The organism is Flavobacterium sp. HBTb2-11-1 (genome assembly GCF_009826975.1).
Classification (GTDB): domain Bacteria; phylum Bacteroidota; class Bacteroidia; order Flavobacteriales; family Flavobacteriaceae; genus Flavobacterium.
The window spans coordinates 577,867-598,331 of sequence record NZ_WUMO01000001.1 but is presented as its reverse complement, the minus strand read 5'-3'; the positions used below and the strand labels follow the sequence as shown (position 1 = coordinate 598,331).

Below are 20,465 nucleotides of genomic sequence, written 5' to 3'. Positions count from 1 at the left end.
ATCCAATAAATGAAAAAACTATCACTTTTATTAATTTGTATTTTTAGCATTTACACTTCAAACGCTCAGGAATCAAGACCTATCGTCACTGGAGTGCCATTTTTATTAGTCGCTGCTGATGCTAGAGCAGCAGGTTTGGCTGACCAAGGTGTTGCCACTTCTGCAGACGTTTTCTCACAACAATGGAACCCTGCTAAGTATGCATTTTCTGAAGATGCACAAGGTCTTTCTATCAGTTACACTCCTTATTTAACAGATCTTGCCAATGATATTTCATTGGGTCAGGTTACGTATTACAACAAAATCAACGAACGAAGCGCCTTTGCAGGAAGTTTTCGCTATTTTGGTTTTGGAGGAATCGAACTAAGATATACTGGAGATCCAAATGAAGCTGTAAGAGAAGTAAATCCAAATGAATTTGCTTTAGACGGATCATATTCGCTTAAACTAAGCGACAAATTCTCTATGGCAGTTGCTGCACGTTTTATTAATTCAAATTTAAAAGTTGCTTCAGAAGAAGTTGATGCCACATCTGCAAGCTCTTTTGCTGTTGACGTGGCTGCTTTTTATCAATCGGAAGAAATTGCTTATCGAGATTTCAACGGAAGATGGAGAGCTGGTGTTAACCTTCAGAATATGGGGCCAAAAATCAGTTACGACAACGACAATGTAAGCTCAAACTTCTTACCTGCCAATTTAAGATTGGGAGGAGGATTTGATTTTATTTTTGACGATTACAACAAACTTACTTTAAGTGCCGAACTTACTAAACTTTTAGTTCCAACACCTCCGGGAATCGGAACGCCAGTTGACGTAAATGGCGACGGAGACTATGACGATCCTGAAGATATTTCGCAACAAGAAGCAACAGATATTGGTTATAGAAATTATAACGATATTGGCTGGTTTGAAGGAATGTTTAAATCTTTTGGTGATGCTCCAGGCGGATTTAAAGAAGAAATGAAAGAGGTAACTTATAGCATTGCTGGAGAATACATGTATCAGGACGCTTTTGCTTTCCGTTTAGGATATTACCACGAAAGTCCAGAAAAAGGGGCTAAGCAATTCTTCTCTTTAGGAGCAGGATTTAAATACAACATCATGAAAATTGATGTTTCGTACCTATTCTCTGCGTCTAAAATAAAAAATCCTTTAGAAAACACGCTTCGTTTCTCTTTAACGTTTAACTTTGGAGACAAATACGACAATTACTAAAGAAAAAAAATTACAACAAAAAATAATTCAATCCAAATTCCGGCATTTTAGGAATTTGGATTTTTTTTCCCTTATTAACAGATGAAAGAAATCAATATAACCTCTTCATTTACAATATTTGATAATTTAAATGAACTTCCAGCCGAAATTCAGGATTTAATGAATCAAGCTGTAGAAATCAGAAAAAAAGCTTATGCCCCTTATTCAAAGTTTAAAGTTGGCGCTGCTTTACTTCTAGATAACGGAAAAGTTATTTTAGGTTCCAATCAAGAAAATGCAGCATATCCGTCTGGACTTTGCGCAGAGCGAACTGCTATTTTTTATGCGGGAAGCACTTATCCCGAAGCAAAAATTCTAAAAATGGCAATTACAGCAGCTTCAGATACCAATCAGACTACTGCCCCTATTCCGCCTTGCGGATCTTGCCGACAATCAATAGCAGAATATGAGATAAAACAAGACACTCCGATAGAAATCTATTTTATGGGAGAAATTGGTGAAGTTTACAAATCATCTTCATTAAAAAATCTACTTCCGTTGATGTTCGATAAAAAGTTCTTATAAAAAAAAGCCAAAAAGTAGCGTTTAAATTTTAGTTCTTAAATGTAATGTCTTATTTTTGCATCCCGAGCTTTCGGGCGCAAATTTGTGGGAGGAAACTATTTTGCGTTACAGGCAACAATAATCGATAACACAAACAACTTTAGCAAAAGAAAGAATTCAGATGAAAGAAGTTACAAAAGAGGTATATTTAAAGTGGTATGAAGACATGCTGCTTTGGAGAAAGTTTGAAGACAAACTTGCAGCATTATACATTCAACAAAAAGTTAGAGGTTTTCTACACTTATATAATGGTCAGGAAGCTGTATTAGCGGGTGCTTTACACGCTATGGACTTGACTAAAGACAAAATGATTACTGCATACAGAAACCACGTTCAGCCAATCGGTATGGGAGTTGATCCTAGAAACGTAATGGCAGAACTTTTAGGAAAAGCAACAGGAACTTCTAAAGGTATGGGAGGTTCTATGCACATTTTCTCTAAAGAACATGGTTTTTATGGCGGGCACGGAATCGTAGGTGCTCAAATCCCAGTTGGGGCAGGTATTGCTTTCGCAGACAAATATTTTAACACTGGCGGTGTTACCCTAACTTATTTTGGTGACGGAGCTGCTAGACAAGGTTCTCTTCACGAAGCTTTCAACATGGCAATGTTATGGAAACTTCCGGTTGTGTTTATCGTTGAAAACAACGGTTATGCAATGGGAACTTCTGTAGAAAGAACTGCAAACCACACTGACATCTGGAAATTAGGTTTAGGTTACGAAATGCCTTGCGGACCTGTTGACGGAATGAACCCAGTAAAAGTTGCTGAAGCAATGCACGAAGCTATCGAAAGAGCACGTCGCGGAGATGGACCAACTTTCCTTGAAATGAAAACGTACCGTTACAGAGGACACTCTATGTCTGATGCACAATTATACCGTTCTAAAGAAGAGGTTGAAGAGTACAAAAAAATCGACCCGATTACTCAAGTTCTTGATGTAATTATGGATCAAAAATATGCTACAGAAGAAGAAATTGAAGTAATTGACCAAAGAGTTAAAGACTTAGTTGAAGAGTGTGCGAAATTTGCTGAAGAATCTCCATACCCAGATTTAAAACAATTATACGATGTAGTATACGCACAAGAAGACTATCCATTTACACCTCATAAATTATAATATCATGGCGATTAAAGTAACAATGCCTCGTTTGAGCGATACTATGACTGAAGGAACGGTAGCAACTTGGCTTAAAAAAGTAGGCGACAAAGTAAGCGAAGGTGATATCTTAGCTGAAATTGAAACAGACAAAGCAACAATGGAGTTCGAATCTTTTAACGAAGGAACTCTTTTACATATCGGAATTCAAGCTGGAGAAACTGCTCCTGTTGATTCATTATTAGCAATCATTGGTAAAGAAGGAGAAGATATTTCTGCTCTTTTAGCTGGTGGCGATGCTCCTGCTGCTGAAGCTCCAAAAGCGGATGCTCCTGCTGCTGAAGCAAAAACTGAAACTGCTGCTCCTGCAAAGGCAGCTGAATTACCAAAAGGTGTTATAGTAGTAACTATGCCACGTTTAAGTGATACAATGACTGAAGGTACAGTAGCAACTTGGTTGAAAAAAGTAGGCGACACTGTAGCTGAAGGAGATATTTTAGCAGAAATTGAAACTGACAAAGCGACTATGGAGTTTGAGTCTTTCAATGCTGGAACATTATTATACATCGGAATTCAAGAAGGAAGCACTGCTCCTGTTGACAGCTTATTAGCTATCATCGGACCTGCAGGAACTGACATTTCTGGAGTTGCTGATAACTTTACTGCTGGTGGCGCTGCAACTGCAAGTGCTCCTGCTGCTGAAGAAACAAAAACTGCTCCTGCTGCTACGCAAGCTACAGAAGCTGTTGCTGAAACTTCAAACGGAGGAAGAATTTTAGCTTCTCCATTAGCTAAAAAAATTGCTTCTGACAAAGGAATTCAATTAAGCCAAGTTAAAGGATCTGGAGAAAACGGAAGAATCGTAAAAAGCGATATCGAAAACTTTACTCCATCTGCTCAGGCACAAACTGCTGCTTCAGCACCTGCTGCTAAACAAGAAGCATCTGCTCCTGCTGCACCAAAAGTATTCGTTCCTGCTGGTGAAGTTTACACAGAAGAGATCAAAAATTCTCAAATGCGTAAAATCATTGCAAAACGTCTTTCTGAATCTTTATTCACTGCGCCTCACTACAACTTAGTGATCGAAGTAAGTATGGACGAAGCTATGCAAGCTAGAGCTGCTATCAACAGCGTTCCTGATACAAAAGTATCTTTCAACGATATGGTAATCAAAGCTTGTGCTTTAGCATTGAAAAAACACCCAAAAATCAACTCTACTTGGAAAGAAGATGCTATCATCATCAACCACCACGTAAACATTGGTGTTGCTGTAGCTGTTGAAGACGGATTAGTAGTTCCTGTATTGAAATTTACTGACGCTATGAGTTTATCTCAAATCGGTGGTTCAGTAAGAGATCTTGCTGGAAGAGCTAAAAACAAAAAATTAGGACCACAAGAAATGGAAGGAAGTACTTTTACAGTATCTAACCTTGGTATGTTTGGTATCACTGAATTCAATTCAATCATCAACCAGCCAAACTCTGCAATCCTTTCTGTAGGTGCAATTGTTGAGAAACCAGTAGTTAAAAACGGTCAAATCGTAGTTGGAAACACAATGATGTTATCATTAGCTTGTGACCACAGAACAATTGACGGTGCAACTGGAGCTCAGTTCTTACAAACATTAAAACAATACATCGAAAGCCCAGTTACAATGTTGGCGTAATCGTTGTTACTTTTATAATTAAATCCCGTTTTGTTTATTCAAAACGGGATTTTTTGTTTAATTTTCATCCTCAAATTCAAAACCTCACAAAATGAAGAAACTAATTCTTGTCGCTTTATTTCTGACAGCAATTGCTTGCCAGAAAAAAGAGCAAACAGAAAAAACTGTCACTGTTACAGACGAACACAGTTATTCTAAACCAGAACTTGCTGTTGTAAAACATCTTGATCTTGATATCAAAGTTGATTTTGACACACAAACTATTTCAGGAAAAGCATCTTGGACAATTGACAACATCAGTAAAGGAAACGAAATTATTTTCGACGAAAACACTTTAAACATTACTAAAGTAACTTTAGGCGACGAAGAAAAAGAAACTAAATTCGAGCTTGGTGCAGCCACCGAATTTCACGGAAAACCGCTTCATATCACTATTGAGCCAAACACAACTAAAGTAAACATTTACTACAACACGACTAAAGATGGTGTTGCACTACAATGGCTTAAACCAGAACAAACTGCAGACAAAAAGAAACCTTTTGTTTTCTCTCAAGGTGAAAGTGTTTGGTCACGCACTTGGATTCCATGTCAGGATTCTCCAGGAATTCGTTTTACTTATAATGCAAAAGTTACGGTTCCTAAAGATTTATTGGCGGTTATGAGCGCAGTAAATCCGCAGAAAAAAAATGATACTGGAGTTTACACTTTCAAACAAGACAAAGCCATTCCGTCTTATTTGATGGCAATTGCAGTTGGAGATATCGAATTTCAAGCGATTGATAACAGAACTGGAGTTTATGCAGAACCATCTGTTTTAAAAAGCGCAGCTTATGAATTTGCTGAACTTGGAAAAATGGTAAATGCAGCAGAAAAATTATACGGACCATACAGATGGGGACGTTATGATGTTTTGGTTTTACCCCCAAGTTTCCCTTATGGCGGAATGGAGAATCCGAACTTGACTTTCTTAACTCCAGGAGTATTGGCTGGAGATCGTTCGCTTACGAGTTTGCTAGCACACGAATTAGGCCACAGCTGGAGCGGAAACTTAGTTACAAACGCTACTTGGGATGATATTTGGCTAAACGAAGGTTTCACAACTTATGTTGAACACAGAATTGGAGAAGCAATTTTCGGTAAAAAGGAATTTGATATGCAAAACGTTATCACCAACAAAGAATTGACTGATAATGTTGCTGAATACGGAGACACAAATCCAGATACAAGATTAAAAGTTAGTTTAACAGGAAGAAATCCTGACGACGGAATTAGCATGATTCCTTATGTAAAAGGATATTCTTTTTTAAGAGTTATTGAAAATGCCGTGGGTCGCGATAAATTTGATCCGTTTATCAAAAATTATTTTGATTCTCATGCTTTCCAATCTATCACAACAGAAGATTTTGTAAAATATTTAAACGAAAATTTAATTAAAGGCGATAAAGCTCTAGCAGACAAAATCCAATTAGACAACTGGATTTACAAACCAGGAATTGCATCAAACATCGTTCCTGTAAGTTCAGCAGAATTTGATGCAATTGACGCCATTCAAAAAAGCTGGAGAGAAACTGGCGTTGCAGGTTTAAGCAAAAAAATCACCACAACTGCCGAAAAACAGCATTTTATAGATCATCTTCCTGCTGATATTACAGCAAAAGAAATGGAAGCAATTGATAAAGAATTCAATTTTACTAAAGGCGGTAATTTTATCATTAAACGTCAATGGTTTGTTCAGGCAATTCGTCATCAATATAAAGCTGCTGATCCTGCAATTGAACAATTCTTAATTGGAAGCAGCAGAACAGGTTCTGTAATGATGCTTTATAAAGAAATGGTCAAAACTCCAGAAGGAAAAGTTTGGGCTAAAAAAGTTTTTGATAAAGCAAAATCTGGTTATCACGCTACAACAATTCAGGCTGTTGAAGGCGTTTTGAAATAGTATTTTGTTTTCAGTCACAGTAAAAACAGTCTGCAATCTGAAAACTGAGACTGAGACTTAAAAAAATCCCCGATTACACAATGTAAATCGGGGATTTTTTTTGCTTTAAAAAGTCTGCAGGGAAAATTATCCATCACATAGCGTACATTCTCCATGTTCTAAATTCTGTAATCGTCGCAACTTTGTAATGTCAAGAGACAACAACAAATAGCAACTTTAAAAAATTAAATAAAATGGCACGATTAACAGCATTAAACCCAGAAGAAGTAACAGGAAAAACTAAAGATTTATTCAACGCAGTTCAGGCAAAATTAGGCGTTGTACCAAACATGATGAGAACAATGGGAAATTCTCCAGCGGTTTTGGAAGGATATCTAAACTTAAGTGGCGCTTTGAGCCACGGAAAATTAAGCGCAAAAACAGGAGAATTAATCGCTTTAGCAGTTTCAGAAAGCAACTCTTGCGATTACTGTTTAGCAGCACACACTTTTATTGGAGAAAAATTAGTAAAAGCAGATCCAGCAGTTTTAAAAGCAGCAAGATCTGGAAATTCTGATGACGCAAAAACAGAAGCGATTTTACAATTGGGTAAAACATTAATCAGTAAAGGCGGTTTAGTAAACGATGAAGATGTAAATAAAGCTAAAAACGCTGGAGTTTCTGATGCTGAAATTGCAGAAACTATTGGTCATGTTGCTTTGAATGTATTGACAAACTACTTTAATAATGTAGCAAATACTGAAATTGATTTTCCAACAGTTTAATCAAGATTCGCACAATCACTATAACAAAAAACAATTTATAAAGATAGCTGTGAATTTATTTCATGGCTATCTTTATACTTTCAAAAACAAAAACTCATGAGTTCTCAAAATGTTTTTACTTTAATCAATCCGCAGAACGGTAATTTGGCTTTCAAGATTCTTCCTTTCGATGATAACAGCCATTTCGACCATTTACAGCGAAACAATTATTACTCTTTAATTTGGGTCACTAAAGGAAAAGGCAAAGTAAAAGCCGATTTTGCTGAACATCATTTTGAAGAAAACTCACTTCTCGCCTTTTCTCCGTATCAACCTTTTATGCTTTGTGTGAATGAACCGATCGAAGGAATTGCAATTCATTTTCATCCTGATTTTTATTGCATTCACATGCATCAAAAAGAGGTTTCCTGCAACGGCGTTTTGTTCAATAATATCTATCAGCCACCTTATGTTCAAGTGACAGAACAAGCGGAACAAACTTTTAAAATGGTGATTGAGTAAATGAAAGCTGAAATTCAGAATGCAGAATTAGCACAATATGAACTATTGATTTCTTATTTGAAAATATTTTTAATCACTGCTTCTAGATTAAAAACAGAACAATTAGAAGAAATGAAATCGGTTCCAGATTCGAAAGAACCTCTCATTCTTCAAAGCTTGAAAGATGCAATTGAATTGAATTTTAAAACCAAACATTCGGCTGGAAATTATGCTGAATTATTGAATATTTCTTCAAAAGCATTAGCCAAAATATCTAAAAATTATTTCAATAAAACTTTGACTGATTTAATCTCGGAAAGAATCATTATTGAAGCTAAAAGAGAATTGTACTTGACTAATAAAACGGTAAAAGAAATCGCTTACGAACTAGGTTATGACGACGAACATTATTTCAGCCGTTTCTTTAAAACGAATGCTGATGTTTCCCCTCAAATTTATCGTGAAACTGTAGGATTTGGTAAAATGGAAGCTTAATTTTTGTTCTTCGCTTCAATCCACTTTGACATGTACATTGTGCTTTTGAACGCATGATGCTGCAACAGATTTCCCATAAAATTATGAAGACGATGGCTTTTTGAATCTATCAAAAGTGAGTTTACCAGTGAGATTAATTCATTTGAATAATTGCTTTTCTGATAACACTTATTGATTATTTCGATTCCGTTTTTTTGAGACTGCTTCCAAAGATTTTCATTTTGATACAGCGCAATAGCTTTTTTAGCAAATTCTACTGCATCATCTTCAATAAAACCATTCCAAGGCAGACCGCCGTGCATAGCTTCAGAACCAACAGATGTTGTTGCGCTTGGCGTTCCGCATTGCATAGCTTCTAATAATTTTCCTTTCAGACCTGCTCCAAAACGTATTGGCGCTAAAACCACTTTTGCATTTTGTACTATTTCATTGGCATCTTCTGCCCTTCCCATAATGTAAAAACCATTTTTAGGCTGATGCAACTGCAATACTTTTTGCGAAGGATAAGCTCCATAAACCTTCAAAACTGCTTCTGGAAAATCTTTTTTTATAGAAGGCCAAATGGCTTCTTTTAGATGTTGAACAGTATTCCAATTCGGCTCGTGAAGAAAATTTCCAATAAAAACAAAATCATTTCGGTTTTCAAAAGAAGGCAATTGTAGCAAATCTTCTTCGTTCATTTCATCAACCAAAAAAGGAAGATAAAAGAGCAAGTCTTCATTGATTTTAAAAACCTCTTTCAGAATATTCATTTCAAATTCTGATATAATCAAAGATAAATCGCAACGTAAAATACTGGCAATTTCTCGTTTTGCTACTTCTTCAGACAGTAAATCCTGAAGCTCAAAAGCTCGATTTTCTTTAAAAGCTTTTTGCCTTGCGGTTCGCAGACAATGCAAATCTTCCGTATCTAAAATTCGAATTGCATTTGGGCATTTTTCAACAACTCGCCAACCAAACTGTTCTTCGACCATAAATCGGTCAAATAAGACAACATCTGGATTTAATTCGGCTACAAAATCATCAAAACTTGAAGAATTAAGTTCAATGCTTTTTTTTATTACTCCAAATTCAGACAAATCAACCATAAAATCGCTGTCCTGAGCCGCGCTTGCAAATGTGATTTCAAATCCATTTTCCTTAAAAATAGAAATCAATTGCATCATTCTTCCGCCTGCTGCAGAAGACTTTGGCTCGGGCCAGACAAACCCAACAATTAAAAGTTTTTTTATTTGATTCATAAACTTTGTTTCACATTACAAAATAATGCTTTTTTCCGCGGATTTGCACCCAATTTCCTGAAATTCGGTCGCAAAAAAACACTAATTTTGCAAAATCTAAATGCTGGGAAATTATGTTGGGATTAAAATTAGCTACAGACCCTCGCTGGGTAAATATCGTTGAGTCAAATATCGAAGAAATTTTAACGGATCACGCCTGGTGCGAACAAAAAGCGGCTTCAAACGCGATTAGTATCGTCACTTACAACTCTGAAATTGAAGAATTGGTAACCGAAATGCTTGAAATTGCCAGAGAAGAACTGGAACACTTTCAGATGGTTCATAACATTATAAAACAACGCGGACTTACTTTGGGACGCGAACGAAAAGATCATTATGTAAATGAGCTTTTTAAATTCATGAAAAAAGACGGAAGCAGAAGAGATGCTCTTTGCGACCGATTATTGTTTTCGGCAATGATTGAGGCTAGAAGTTGCGAACGTTTTAAAGTGCTTTCGGAAAATATAAAAGATGAAGAATTGGCTAAATTCTACCGCGATTTAATGATTTCTGAAGCAGGACATTACACTACTTTTTTAGGATTTGCCAGAAAATATCAAGACAACATAGATATTGACAAACGCTGGAAAGAATGGATTGAATATGAAGGTTCTATCATTACCAATTATGGTAAAAGTGAAACCGTTCACGGATAAATTACGCTCTTTTTTCAACTTTTAATATTTAAAAACCACAATTCGCTATGCAGAAAAATAAATCCAGATCAATCGTTTTTAAAATTGCGAAGTATACCGGAATAACTTTCGCGGTAATTATAGGATTATTATTTTTAACGCCTATCGTTTTTGAGGATCAGATTAAAGAACAAATCAAGAAAACAGCTAACGAAAGGTTAAGCGCAGAACTGAATTATTCTGATGTTTCGGTGTCATTTTTTCATCATTTCCCTTCACTTACTTTAACCTTAGACAACCTAAGCCTGAATGGTTCGGCTCCGTATACCAACGAAAAATTCATTACCGCAAAAGAAGTTTCTTTCGGAATAAATGTAGCAAGTCTGATTTTCAGCAAATCAGTAAAAATTGATCAGATTTATTTATCGGATTCTTTTATAAACGTCAAAGTAAATCCGGAAGGAGAAGCGAATTACAACATTTATAAATCACAAGAACAAGCTTCTAAAGCCAAAGATAGCAGCGATACAGCGCTAAAACTGGAACGAATCGAGATTTTAAACAGTAAAATTGTTTACGATGACAAATCGACTAAAGTCCATTTTGATGCATACGGATTCAATTATTTAGGAAAAGGAGATTTAAATAAAGCTGTTTTTGATTTATATTCTAAAGCAAACATCGAAAAATTAAATATCGTTTACGAAGATGAACCGTATTTAATGAACAAAAAGGTTGATGCCGATCTGATTACAAAAGTAAATATCAACTCGCTTTCTTTCTTTTTCCAGCAGAACAACCTTAAAATCAATCAGCTTTTGGTCGATTTTAAAGGGAAGTTTGACATTTTAAAGGACGGCTACAATATGGATTTTGTTATTAAATCTAATAACAGTAAACTTTATGATGTTTTTACGGCCTTACCTCCAAAATACATTACATGGCTTTCTAAAACAGATTTAAAAGGAAATACAGATTTGCTTTTTACATTAAAAGGAAAATATATTACTTCTGAAAATATAGCTCCAGATCTGAATTTGGACGTAAAAGTAACCGATGGTTTTGTGAATTATAACAAAAGTGCATTTCCTGTTTCCAACCTTAATTTAGACATCAAAACAACTGTTCCTTCTCTAAATCCAGATTTGGTAATTGTTGACGCAAAAAACTTATCGCTAAACATCAATCAGGATTATTTAAAATCGAAATTCTTGGTTAAAGGTGTGAACACGCCAGATATCAATGCTGATTTTAAAGCCAAAATCGATCTTGAAAAATTAATCAAAGCACTTGGAATTCCAGATATTGAATTAAAAGGAACTCTGGCGGGCGATGTAAAAGCAAACGGAGTATTTGACCAAAAGAACAAGCGTTTTCCTGTTACAAACGGAACCATTAATTTGGACAACGGTTATTTAAAAACGCCATATTACCCAAATCCAATTACCAATATTACAATTAAATCGAAAATAGAAAACCAGAAAGGAACATTTGCCGATCTGAAAGTTAACTTACAGCCCACACAATTTACTTTTGAAGGCAAACCTGTTTTCGTGCAAGCCGATTTAAGCAATTTTGACGATTTGAGTTATGATGTAAAAGCCAAAGGCGAATTGGATATTAGCAGAATTTATAAAGTTTTCTCTCAGAAAGGTCTTGATTTAGATGGTTTTGTAAAAGCCGACGTATCTTTAAAAGGAAAACAAAGTGATGCTGAAAAAGGCAATTACAGCAAATTAAACAATAAAGGAACGCTCGAATTAAGAAATATCGGAATTGCATCTGAATATCTTCCAAAGAAATTTATTATCAAAGAAGGAATTTTTAAAATCAATCAGGATAAAATGTCTTTCAACAATTTCCTTGCTGCATACGGACAGTCTGATTTTAAAATGAATGGATATTTACAGAACGTCTTCAATTATGTGACAACCAATACAGGGGTCTTAAGAGGTTCTTTTAAAGTGACTTCGCGATACATCAATGTTGACGAATTTATGTCGGAAACCACTCCAGGAACTTCCGTAACAGAAACTACTAAGCCAAAAACAGAAACAAAAACAGAAAACACACAAACTGGTGTAATTGTTATTCCTACCAATCTGAATTTAAACTTTACTGCTAATGCTCAAAAAGTAAATTTTGACAAATTAAACCTTCAAAACGCTGTCGGAAACTTAAGCATGAATAAAGGCAAATTGACCATGCAAAACACAGGTTTTGACCTAATTGGATGCAAGGTTAGCATGAACGCCAATTATCAAGCAGTTACAACGAAAAAAGCTAATTTCGATTATGCAATCAAAGCAACCGATTTTGATATAAAAAGAGCATATAACGAGATTGAAGTTTTCAGAAAAATGGCAAGTGCCGCAGAAAAAGCACAAGGAATTGTTTCGCTAGATTACCAACTTAAAGGGCGCGTAAATGCAAACATGGATCCTGTTTATCCTTCACTTGTTGGAGGCGGAACTCTTTCTGTAAAAGACGTCAAAGTAAGAGGATTGAAAATGTTTAATGCCGTAAGCAAGCAAACCAATTCTGAATCTATGAAAAATCCAGATCTTTCTAAAGTTGATATCAAAACAACGGTTAAAAACAATATTATAACTGTAGATCGCTTTAAATTTAAGTTTGCTGGCTTTAGACCAAGAATTGAAGGGACAACAAGCCTAGACGGAAAATTGAACTTAAAAATGCGTTTAGGATTACCTCCTTTTGGTATTTTCGGAATTCCGCTAACTGTTACTGGAACTCAAGATAATCCGAAAGTAAAAGTAGGCAAGAAAACAGAAGATCTGGAAGAAACTAAGGATACTGAATAATTAAATTCTAAATTTTAAAAATCCAAATCGGAAGTCCAAAATACCAAATTCTAAAATATAAAATATAATTACACATAAAACCGAAGCTTATGCCTCGGTTTTTTTATTCTAAACCTGGTATATTATTTTAGAAACATTCAAGATTCCTTTGGCTAATAACCACAATAAAACTGCTGTTCCAAGCAATTTCCAAGCCCATGCCTTACTTCTTTTCCAATCTGAGAAAAAGGAGAATATTTCAAAATACTTTATAATGATATAAATACTTGTTCCAATCAGCGAAAACCACACGATTTCGTTTAGACGATTATTAAAACCATACCAAAAAGCTAACCCTAGAAAAAGCGCCGTAATCAACTGTAGATAGTAATAATTTCTGAAATCATATCTGTAATTCATTTTTAAAGACAAAATCAAAAATGATATGGCCAGTAAACTCATTAAAGCCGATATCACATTACAAAAAAGAAAATTCTCTTGAAAAATGAGCACAACGATTGCTCCAATAGCAATAACCGTACATCCGCCGAGAGAGTTTATTCCGCGCGCTCTTGTATCATTTTTAAAAGGAAACAAAACCGGATATAAGTATTTTTCTAAATTACGCCAAAACGGTAAAGCATAGATTGTAGCAATTCCCGACAATACAATTTCGTAATTATAAAAAACATCTTGAGGAATTGTATACAATACATATACAAGTGCAAGTGTAAGACATAACGCAGGCAGAGAAATTGTCTTTACTGCTTCCCATGAGCTTTTGCTCCAAAAATCATCTTCTATCCTAACAATATATCTTTTAATTAGATATTCTTTAGTAAAAATTGCCGTAGACTGACTCCATAACAAACACAAACCAACATGAACTACAACCGTGCGAAGCACAAATTCTTCTATACAAACTCCAAAATAAACACAGAGAATTCCAGCGATTAGCAATTCGTAAGTCAATAAAATCGGAGAAAATAAAAACCTAAACAATGGCGCCAAATTTTTAATTACAAAATCAACCAGCAAGTTCCAATATCTTTTAAACAAGGCAACGACAGCACAAATAGCAATAAATGCCGAGAGATAAAACATCCAATTTGCCAGCGATTGCGCCTGTATCCAGAATTGGATTGCCGAATCTTTTGGCGGAGTATAGAGTATTTGAGAATTAGCAAAAATTTCTAAGGCCAATTGATCTCTTACTTGATCATCCAATTTTGGAAATTCATTTTTGTGTTTCATCCAAAATTCGTCGGCACTAAAACCATTCTTCTCCAAAACTGCCAATTCGTACAAAATCCTTTTCTGTTCCTCATTTAAAGAACTCAAATGACTGCTGACACTATCTGAAACCGTTTTTGCATATGTACTGAAACAACACAGCAGTATGAGCACTATTATTTTTTTCAACTTTAAAAATTTAAGAAATATAACACAAATTCTAAAAAGCAAATGTAAGTTTTAAAGTCTTATAAAACATACAAAATAAAAAACCCGATCTTTTCAGAACGGGTTTTTTATAAAAAGTAATCTATGATTATTATGCCTCGAATGGGATAATAGATACATAAGATTTGTTATCTCTTTTCTTTTGGAACTTAACAACTCCATCAACTTTAGCATGTAAAGTGTGATCTTTACTGATGTAAACGTTTTCACCTGGATTGTGTTTTGAACCTCTTTGTCTAACGATGATGTTTCCAGCAATAGCAGCTTGACCACCATAAATCTTAACGCCTAGACGTTTTGATTCTGATTCTCTACCATTCTTCGAACTACCGACACCTTTCTTGTGAGCCATGACGTATGAGTTTAAATATTGTTATTATTCTTTAGTAGTCTCTTTTTTTGCTTTTGGAGCTGCTTTTTTTGCTTTTGGAGCTTCTACTTCTTCAGTAGCTGCTTCTTCTGCTACAACTGCTTTTTTAGTCGCCGCTTTTTTTGTTCCTCCTGCTGCAGTAATACCTTCAATTACAATTTGAGTAAGATATTGTCTGTGACCATTTCTTTTTTTGTATCCTTTTCTTCTTTTCTTTTTGAAAACGATAACTTTATCTCCTTTTAAGTGTTGTAACACTTTAGCTTCTACTGAAGCACCTTCTATAGCTGGGGCGCCTAAAGTTACATTTCCATTGTCATCTAATAAAAGAACTTTGTCAAAAGAAACTTTTGAACCTTCTTCATTAGCTAAACGGTGAACATAAACCTTTAAGTCTTTGCTTACTTTAAATTGTTGCCCTGCTATCTCTACGATTGCATACATATCAAATTGATTTATTGAATTTTAAGGTTGCAAATATACAACTAATAATTTACTATGCAACCCATAAAAGCAAAAATATTTTCTACTAAAAAAACCTTGTTTTTCAAGCAGTTCCACACACAAAACAAAATTAATTTAAAGTAAAAGATTGTTAAAATAGCATTTATTTGAAAACAATTCTGCAATACATAACTAAAAAAAACTATTTTTGGTGTAACCAAAATCAACTCTTGTCTACCTACTCTTGTTGATATTTTAAAATTATTAATCTTTATGAAAAAATCAATAATGATGTTAAGTGCAGCATTAATGCTTGGCGGAGTGGCTCATGCCCAAAAAGTAGCTTTTGAAGAATACGATTTAGACAATGGATTGCATGTCATTTTACACAATGATCCGTCTGCTCCTGTTGTTATCACGTCGGTAATGTACCATGTTGGATCAAAAGACGAACGTCCTGATAGAACTGGATTTGCGCACTTCTTTGAACATCTTTTATTTGAAGGGACCCAAAATATTAAGCGTGGAGAATGGATGAAAATTGTTACGGCAAATGGTGGGGTAAATAATGCCAATACCACTGATGACCGAACATATTATTATGAAGTTTTTCCTTCTAACAGTTTAGAACTTGGTTTATGGATGGAGTCTGAAAGATTGATGCATCCCATTATTAATAAAATTGGAGTTGATACTCAAAACGAAGTCGTAAAAGAGGAAAAAAGAATGCGTTACGATAATCAGCCGTATGGAAACATCTTGGCAGAGGTTAAGAAAAACATGTTCAAAAACCACCCTTACAGATGGACGACTATCGGTTCAATGAAAGATTTGGACGCAGCAACTCTGGAAGAATTTCAGGCTTTTAACAAAAAATTCTACACGCCAAATAATGCCGTTTTGGTAGTGGCTGGAGATTTTGAAAAAACGAAAACAAAAGAGTGGATTCAGAAATATTTCGGACCAATTCCGAAAGGCGAAGAAGTTAAGAAGCAAACCTTTACTGAAGAACCAATTACTGAAACCATTAAAGCAACTTACGAAGATCCGAATATTCAGATTCCGATGATTGTAGCTTCGTACAGAACACCTTCGATGAAAACTAGAGATGCGAGAGTTTTAGACTTAATTTCTTCTTATTTGAGCGATGGAAAAAGCTCTAAGCTTTACAAAAAAATAGTTGATGACAAAAAAATGGCGTTACAGATTGGCGCAGTAGGATTTAGCCAAGAAGATTACGGAACATACATTTTGTACGGCCTGCCGATGGCTCCCTACACAATCAATGATATTTTAAAAGAAATGGATGAGGAAATTGTAAAAATCCAAACCGATCTTATTTCTGAAAAAGATTATCAAAAATTACAGAACAAATTCGATAACAATTATGTAAACGCCAATGCAAGCGTAGAAGGAATTGCAGAAAATCTTGCTTCGTATTATTTACTTTACGGAGACGTTAATTTGATCAATACCGAAATCGACATCTATCATTCAATTACAAGAGAAGAAATTAGAGAAGTTGCCAAGAAGTATTTGAACCCGAATCAGCGTTTGATTTTAGATTATATTCCGACAGCCAAATCTCAAAACTAAGAATATCGAATCATGAAAAAAATACATACTTTTTTAATCCTTATTTTCCTAACTGGAATTATGCAAGCACAAGATCGTCCACAACCCAAACCAGGAAATGCCCCAGTAGTCAACATCAAAAAACCTCAGACCTTTGTTTTAGCAAACGGCATGAAAGTTTTGGTTGTTGAAAATCACAAATTGCCTAGAGTGAGCTATACACTTACTTTGGACAATGCTCCTTTTACTGAAGGCAACAAAAAAGGGGTTGATGAATTGACCAGCAGTTTAATTGGAAACGGAACTAAAAAAACAACTAAAGAAGCTTTTAACGAAGAAATTGATTTTTATGGAGCTAATATCAATTTCACTTCTCAAGGAGCTTATGCAAGTACATTATCAAAATATTCTGGACGTGTTTTAGAACTTTTGGCAGAAGGAGCATTACAGCCAAATTTTACTCAGGCAGAATTTGACAAAGAAAAAGCAAAACTTTTGGAAGGATTGAAAGCCGACGAAAAAAGCGTTCCTGCCATTTCAAATAGAGTTGTAGATGTCTTAGCTTTTGGAAAAAACCACCCTAATGGGGAATATCTTTCTGAAGAAACTGTAAAAAACGTAACGCTTGCAGATGTTCAAAACAATTACAACACTTATTTTGTTCCAGAAAACGCTTATTTAGTCGTTATTGGCGATGTAAAATTTAAAGAGGTAAAAACAGCTGTTGAAAAATTATTCAGCGGATGGAAAAAACAAGCTGCTCCAAAAAACACTTATCCAAATCCGACGAATGTTTCAAACTTGCAAATAGATTTTGTTGACGTTCCAAACGCCGTTCAGTCTGAAATTTCATTGGTGAATACTATTAATTTAAGAATGAGCGATCCAGATTTTTTCCCGGCAGTTATTGCCAATCAAATTTTAGGAGGCGATTTTAATAGCTATTTAAACATGAATCTTCGCGAGAAGCACGCATGGACTTACGGAGCTAATTCAAGCATTGGAAGCGGAAAATATGTAACTAAATTTAAAGCTTCTTCGGCTGTTAGAAATACGGTAACAGATAGTGCAGTTGTTCAGTTTGTGAAAGAAATTAAAAGAATTAGAACCGAAAGAGTTGATCCAGAAGTTTTAAGAAATGTAAAAGCAGGCTACATTGGTAGATTTGTAATGCAGGTAGAAAAACCTCAAGCTGTTGCACGATATGCCTTAAATATTGAAACAGAAAAGCTTCCTGCAGATTTTTACGAAAAATACATTCAAACTATTAACAATGTTACTGCAGACGATATTTATCGTGTTGCCAACAAGTATTTCTTACTAGATAATATGCGAATTGTTATTGTCGGAAAAGGAACTGATGTGCTTCCTGGTTTAGAAAAATTACAAATTCCGATTTCGTATTTCGACAAATATGGAAATCCAGTTGAAAAACCTTCTACAAAAAAAGAAGCTCCAAAAGATATTACAGCAAAAACAGTTTTCGAAAACTATATCAATGCAATTGGAGGAGAAAAAGCAGTTACAGCCGTGAAAACATTATACATGAACGGCTCGACAACGATTCCTCAAGCTCCTACTCCATTGACTTTTACATCTAAATTAGATTCAAAAGGAAAAATGATGGTTTCGCTTTCTATGGGAACGATGAATTTAATGAAACAGGTAGTTAACGAAAAAGGCGCTTACGTTGAACAGCAAGGGCAAAGAAAAAACCTTGAAGGCGAAGATTTAGCTGAAATGAAAGCCAATGCAGCTCCTTTTGAAGAATTGCAGCTTGTAAAAAGAACCGATCTAAAAGTAGAAGGAATTGAACCAATTAACGGAAGCGATGCCTATGTCATTAAAGACGGCAAAACAAAATATTATTACGACGTTAAATCAGGATTAAAAACAGCTGAATCTAAAGTTCGCGAACAAGGCGGAAAATCAGTTGAACAAATCACTAATTTCAACGATTACAAAGAAGTAAAAGGCGTTAAAGTTCCTTTTAACTTAGTTCAAAATGTTGGCTTTGAATTGGATATTAAAATGTTTGATATCAAAATTAACGAAGGAGTTTCTGAGAAAGATTTTTTATAAGACGCTAAGATACTAAGGTACTAAGATTTTAAGGCTTTGTCAAAGTTCGAAACTTTGACAAAGCTTTTTTATTTCATCATGTTTGTCAGGCTGAGTGGAGTTGAAGCCAATCCACTTATAACTCATTAATTTATAATTCATAATTCAAAAATCACTTCTTAGCCGACAGATAAACTCCAATCAAAATAATAAAAGCACCAACAGATTGAATTGGCGTCAGGAATTCATTATCCAATAATCCCCAAAAAAATGCCACGATCGGAATTAAATACGTTACTGATGTTGCAAAAACTGGCGATGATATTTGAATCAGCTTAAAGAACAGAATGTTCGCGATTCCTGTTCCTAGAACACCTAAAATTGCCACAAAAAGTATAGAATGCTGGGTTTCTGCAAAATGTATTTTCTGGCTAATATCGGTTGTACTTAAAATGATTAATGCAGGCAAAAGTAAAACCGCAAAATTTCCTGTTGTTATACTCACCGAATTTAAATCGTGTAGATATTTTTTAATCAGATTTACATTGATAGCATAACTAAGCGTTGCTATAACCACTAGTAAGACATAGAAATAATTTTGAGTTCCACTTGCAGAATCTCCACTTAAAACCAAAAGCAGACATCCTAGAAGTCCAACAAAAACGCCCAAAACTTGTCGTTTTTGAAATTGAATTCCAAATGCTATAATTCCTAAAACCAAAGTATTTAAAGGCGTTAGCGAATTTAAAATCGCCACAATAGAACTATTTACCTGAGTTTCTGCAATAGCAAAAAGATACGCTGGCATAAAAGTTCCGAAAAGCGAAGTTATGGCAACAAATTTCCATTGACGGCGTGAAATCTTTTTTAGACTATTAAACCCTACAATCAGCAAAAACAAAGCAGCAAAAATAATGCGGAACGATCCAACTTGAACAGCGGTTAAACCAACCAATCCTTTTTTTATCAGAATAAAAGAGCTTCCCCAAATAAGAGAAAGAATCGCTAAGTAAATCCACTTTAACTGTTTTGTTTCCATAAATTGCATTTTACTGCAAATTTGTAATTATTTTACGAACTGACCTCTCTCTTTTTATTAATTTTGCAAACAAGTAATTAGCAATCTAAAATTTAATATATAATGAAAATTTCAAAAATCTTATTCGCTGCAGCAATCACCGGTTTAGTGTTCGTTGGCTGTAAAAAAGCAGAAGACAAAAGTCTTGAAGTTGTAAATAAGGAAAAAAGTGCTCCAAAAGAACACAAACCAATCGCCGCTGAAAATCTTCAAACTGCGAGCTTTACAATTGACGGAATGACTTGTGCTGTTGGATGCGCTAAAACCATCGAAGAAGAATTAGCAAACCTTGACGGAGTTGAAAAAGCAACTGTGGATTTTGACAAAAAAACAGCAACGGTAAGTTTTGACAAAACAATTCAAAATCCAGAATCTTTAACTAAAGTGGTTCAAGAAACTGGAGACGGAAAAACATATAAGGTTTCGAATTTTAAGTCTTAAATTCGAACTTCAAGGAAATAAAAATGGCTGTTTCAAAAATAGAAACAGCCATTTT

At 34.9% G+C, this 20,465-nt stretch carries 18 protein-coding genes; 13 read left to right on the top strand and 5 right to left on the bottom strand.

What is annotated here, in order from left to right; translation table 11 throughout:
- Window positions 1–9: 9 nt before the first annotated feature.
- The 8 genes from porV to GR162_RS22215 all read left to right on the top strand — a co-directional run bounded on the left by porV (window position 10) and on the right by GR162_RS22215 (window position 8,261).
- On the top strand, window positions 10–1,215 hold the full coding sequence (gene porV, locus GR162_RS02665) for a type IX secretion system outer membrane channel protein PorV (RefSeq protein ID WP_160780882.1): 1,206 nt from the start codon (window positions 10–12) through the stop codon (window positions 1,213–1,215).
- A gap of 81 nt (window positions 1,216–1,296) precedes the next feature.
- Window positions 1,297–1,779 carry a cytidine deaminase gene (gene cdd, locus GR162_RS02660; RefSeq protein WP_008466668.1) on the top strand — a complete coding sequence of 161 codons (483 nt, stop codon included), beginning with the start codon at window positions 1,297–1,299 and terminating at the stop codon, window positions 1,777–1,779.
- 160 nt (window positions 1,780–1,939) lie between these two features.
- Complete coding sequence (gene pdhA / locus GR162_RS02655) at window positions 1,940–2,938, top strand: pyruvate dehydrogenase (acetyl-transferring) E1 component subunit alpha (RefSeq protein ID WP_160780881.1); 999 nt, start codon at window positions 1,940–1,942, stop codon at window positions 2,936–2,938.
- Window positions 2,939–2,942: 4 nt separating this feature from the next.
- A complete protein-coding gene (locus GR162_RS02650) occupies window positions 2,943–4,583 on the top strand; it encodes a pyruvate dehydrogenase complex dihydrolipoamide acetyltransferase (RefSeq protein ID WP_160780880.1) in 1,641 nt (546 codons plus the stop codon).
- 91 nt (window positions 4,584–4,674) lie between these two features.
- Entirely contained in the window at window positions 4,675–6,522 is a 1,848-nt protein-coding gene (locus tag GR162_RS02645; protein WP_160780879.1) for a hydrolase/aminopeptidase, read from the top strand.
- Window positions 6,523–6,755: 233 nt separating this feature from the next.
- On the top strand, window positions 6,756–7,286 hold the full coding sequence (locus tag GR162_RS02640; protein ID WP_160780878.1) for a carboxymuconolactone decarboxylase family protein: 531 nt from the start codon (window positions 6,756–6,758) through the stop codon (window positions 7,284–7,286).
- 96 nt (window positions 7,287–7,382) lie between these two features.
- Complete coding sequence (locus GR162_RS22220; protein ID WP_237421275.1) at window positions 7,383–7,787, top strand: hypothetical protein; 405 nt, start codon at window positions 7,383–7,385, stop codon at window positions 7,785–7,787.
- Complete coding sequence (locus GR162_RS22215; protein WP_237421274.1) at window positions 7,788–8,261, top strand: helix-turn-helix domain-containing protein; 474 nt, start codon at window positions 7,788–7,790, stop codon at window positions 8,259–8,261. It abuts the gene before it with no gap.
- Here GR162_RS22215 and GR162_RS02630 read toward each other — a convergent pair.
- On the bottom strand, window positions 8,258–9,502 hold the full coding sequence (locus GR162_RS02630; RefSeq protein WP_160780877.1) for a glycosyltransferase: 1,245 nt from the start codon (window positions 9,500–9,502) through the stop codon (window positions 8,258–8,260). The two genes, GR162_RS22215 and GR162_RS02630, sit on opposite strands and share 4 nt — an antisense overlap.
- Before the next feature lie 113 nt (window positions 9,503–9,615).
- Between GR162_RS02630 and GR162_RS02625 the strand changes: the two genes are divergently transcribed.
- Together GR162_RS02625 and GR162_RS02620 are read left to right on the top strand one after the other, a co-directional pair.
- A complete protein-coding gene (locus GR162_RS02625) occupies window positions 9,616–10,197 on the top strand; it encodes a tRNA-(ms[2]io[6]A)-hydroxylase (protein WP_066032854.1) in 582 nt (193 codons plus the stop codon).
- 47 nt (window positions 10,198–10,244) lie between these two features.
- Window positions 10,245–13,001, top strand: a complete 2,757-nt coding sequence (locus GR162_RS02620; protein ID WP_160780876.1) for an AsmA-like C-terminal region-containing protein — start codon at window positions 10,245–10,247, stop codon at window positions 12,999–13,001.
- A 108-nt stretch (window positions 13,002–13,109) separates the two neighbouring features.
- Here GR162_RS02620 and GR162_RS02615 read toward each other — a convergent pair whose 3' ends face one another.
- From GR162_RS02615 to rplU, 3 genes are all read right to left on the bottom strand, one after another.
- Window positions 13,110–14,402, bottom strand: coding sequence for a hypothetical protein (locus tag GR162_RS02615; protein WP_237421273.1), 1,293 nt, complete (start codon window positions 14,400–14,402; stop codon window positions 13,110–13,112).
- A 130-nt stretch (window positions 14,403–14,532) separates the two neighbouring features.
- A complete protein-coding gene (rpmA, locus tag GR162_RS02610; RefSeq protein WP_008466657.1) occupies window positions 14,533–14,793 on the bottom strand; it encodes a 50S ribosomal protein L27 in 261 nt (86 codons plus the stop codon).
- A gap of 24 nt (window positions 14,794–14,817) precedes the next feature.
- On the bottom strand, window positions 14,818–15,255 hold the full coding sequence (rplU, locus tag GR162_RS02605) for a 50S ribosomal protein L21 (RefSeq protein WP_160780875.1): 438 nt from the start codon (window positions 15,253–15,255) through the stop codon (window positions 14,818–14,820).
- Between the two features lie 273 nt (window positions 15,256–15,528).
- Here rplU and GR162_RS02600 point away from each other — a divergent pair, with 273 nt between their 5' ends.
- Together GR162_RS02600 and GR162_RS02595 are read left to right on the top strand one after the other, a co-directional pair.
- Window positions 15,529–16,851, top strand: coding sequence for a pitrilysin family protein (locus tag GR162_RS02600; protein WP_160780874.1), 1,323 nt, complete (start codon window positions 15,529–15,531; stop codon window positions 16,849–16,851).
- 12 nt (window positions 16,852–16,863) lie between these two features.
- Window positions 16,864–18,912 (top strand): pitrilysin family protein, encoded by a 2,049-nt coding sequence (locus GR162_RS02595; RefSeq protein WP_202393888.1) that lies wholly within the window; start codon window positions 16,864–16,866, stop codon window positions 18,910–18,912.
- A gap of 151 nt (window positions 18,913–19,063) precedes the next feature.
- On the opposite strand, the gene GR162_RS02590 is transcribed toward GR162_RS02595, so the two are convergent.
- Complete coding sequence (locus tag GR162_RS02590) at window positions 19,064–19,930, bottom strand: DMT family transporter (protein ID WP_160780873.1); 867 nt, start codon at window positions 19,928–19,930, stop codon at window positions 19,064–19,066.
- A 102-nt stretch (window positions 19,931–20,032) separates the two neighbouring features.
- Here GR162_RS02590 and GR162_RS02585 point away from each other — a divergent pair, with 102 nt between their 5' ends.
- Window positions 20,033–20,410 carry a heavy-metal-associated domain-containing protein gene (locus GR162_RS02585; RefSeq protein WP_066032860.1) on the top strand — a complete coding sequence of 126 codons (378 nt, stop codon included), beginning with the start codon at window positions 20,033–20,035 and terminating at the stop codon, window positions 20,408–20,410.
- The last annotated feature ends 55 nt before the right edge of the window (window positions 20,411–20,465 follow it).

Bases quoted from the DNA above. Each gene is read 5' to 3' on its own strand.
- pdhA (WP_160780881.1), top strand. From the start codon at position 1,940: ATGAAAGAAGTTACAAAAGAGGTATATTTAAAGTGGTATGAAGACATG.
- GR162_RS02590 (WP_160780873.1), bottom strand. From the start codon at position 19,930: ATGGAAACAAAACAGTTAAAGTGGATTTACTTAGCGATTCTTTCTCTT.
- cdd (WP_008466668.1), top strand. From the start codon at position 1,297: ATGAAAGAAATCAATATAACCTCTTCATTTACAATATTTGATAATTTA.
- GR162_RS02640 (WP_160780878.1), top strand. From the start codon at position 6,756: ATGGCACGATTAACAGCATTAAACCCAGAAGAAGTAACAGGAAAAACT.
- GR162_RS02595 (WP_202393888.1), top strand. From the start codon at position 16,864: ATGAAAAAAATACATACTTTTTTAATCCTTATTTTCCTAACTGGAATT.
- GR162_RS02600 (WP_160780874.1), top strand. From the start codon at position 15,529: ATGAAAAAATCAATAATGATGTTAAGTGCAGCATTAATGCTTGGCGGA.
- GR162_RS02625 (WP_066032854.1), top strand. From the start codon at position 9,616: ATGTTGGGATTAAAATTAGCTACAGACCCTCGCTGGGTAAATATCGTT.
- GR162_RS02650 (WP_160780880.1), top strand. From the start codon at position 2,943: ATGGCGATTAAAGTAACAATGCCTCGTTTGAGCGATACTATGACTGAA.
- rpmA (WP_008466657.1), bottom strand. From the start codon at position 14,793: ATGGCTCACAAGAAAGGTGTCGGTAGTTCGAAGAATGGTAGAGAATCA.
- GR162_RS02645 (WP_160780879.1), top strand. From the start codon at position 4,675: ATGAAGAAACTAATTCTTGTCGCTTTATTTCTGACAGCAATTGCTTGC.
- GR162_RS02620 (WP_160780876.1), top strand. From the start codon at position 10,245: ATGCAGAAAAATAAATCCAGATCAATCGTTTTTAAAATTGCGAAGTAT.
- GR162_RS02630 (WP_160780877.1), bottom strand. From the start codon at position 9,502: ATGAATCAAATAAAAAAACTTTTAATTGTTGGGTTTGTCTGGCCCGAG.
- GR162_RS22220 (WP_237421275.1), top strand. From the start codon at position 7,383: ATGAGTTCTCAAAATGTTTTTACTTTAATCAATCCGCAGAACGGTAAT.
- GR162_RS02585 (WP_066032860.1), top strand. From the start codon at position 20,033: ATGAAAATTTCAAAAATCTTATTCGCTGCAGCAATCACCGGTTTAGTG.
- porV (WP_160780882.1), top strand. From the start codon at position 10: ATGAAAAAACTATCACTTTTATTAATTTGTATTTTTAGCATTTACACT.
- GR162_RS22215 (WP_237421274.1), top strand. From the start codon at position 7,788: ATGAAAGCTGAAATTCAGAATGCAGAATTAGCACAATATGAACTATTG.
- rplU (WP_160780875.1), bottom strand. From the start codon at position 15,255: ATGTATGCAATCGTAGAGATAGCAGGGCAACAATTTAAAGTAAGCAAA.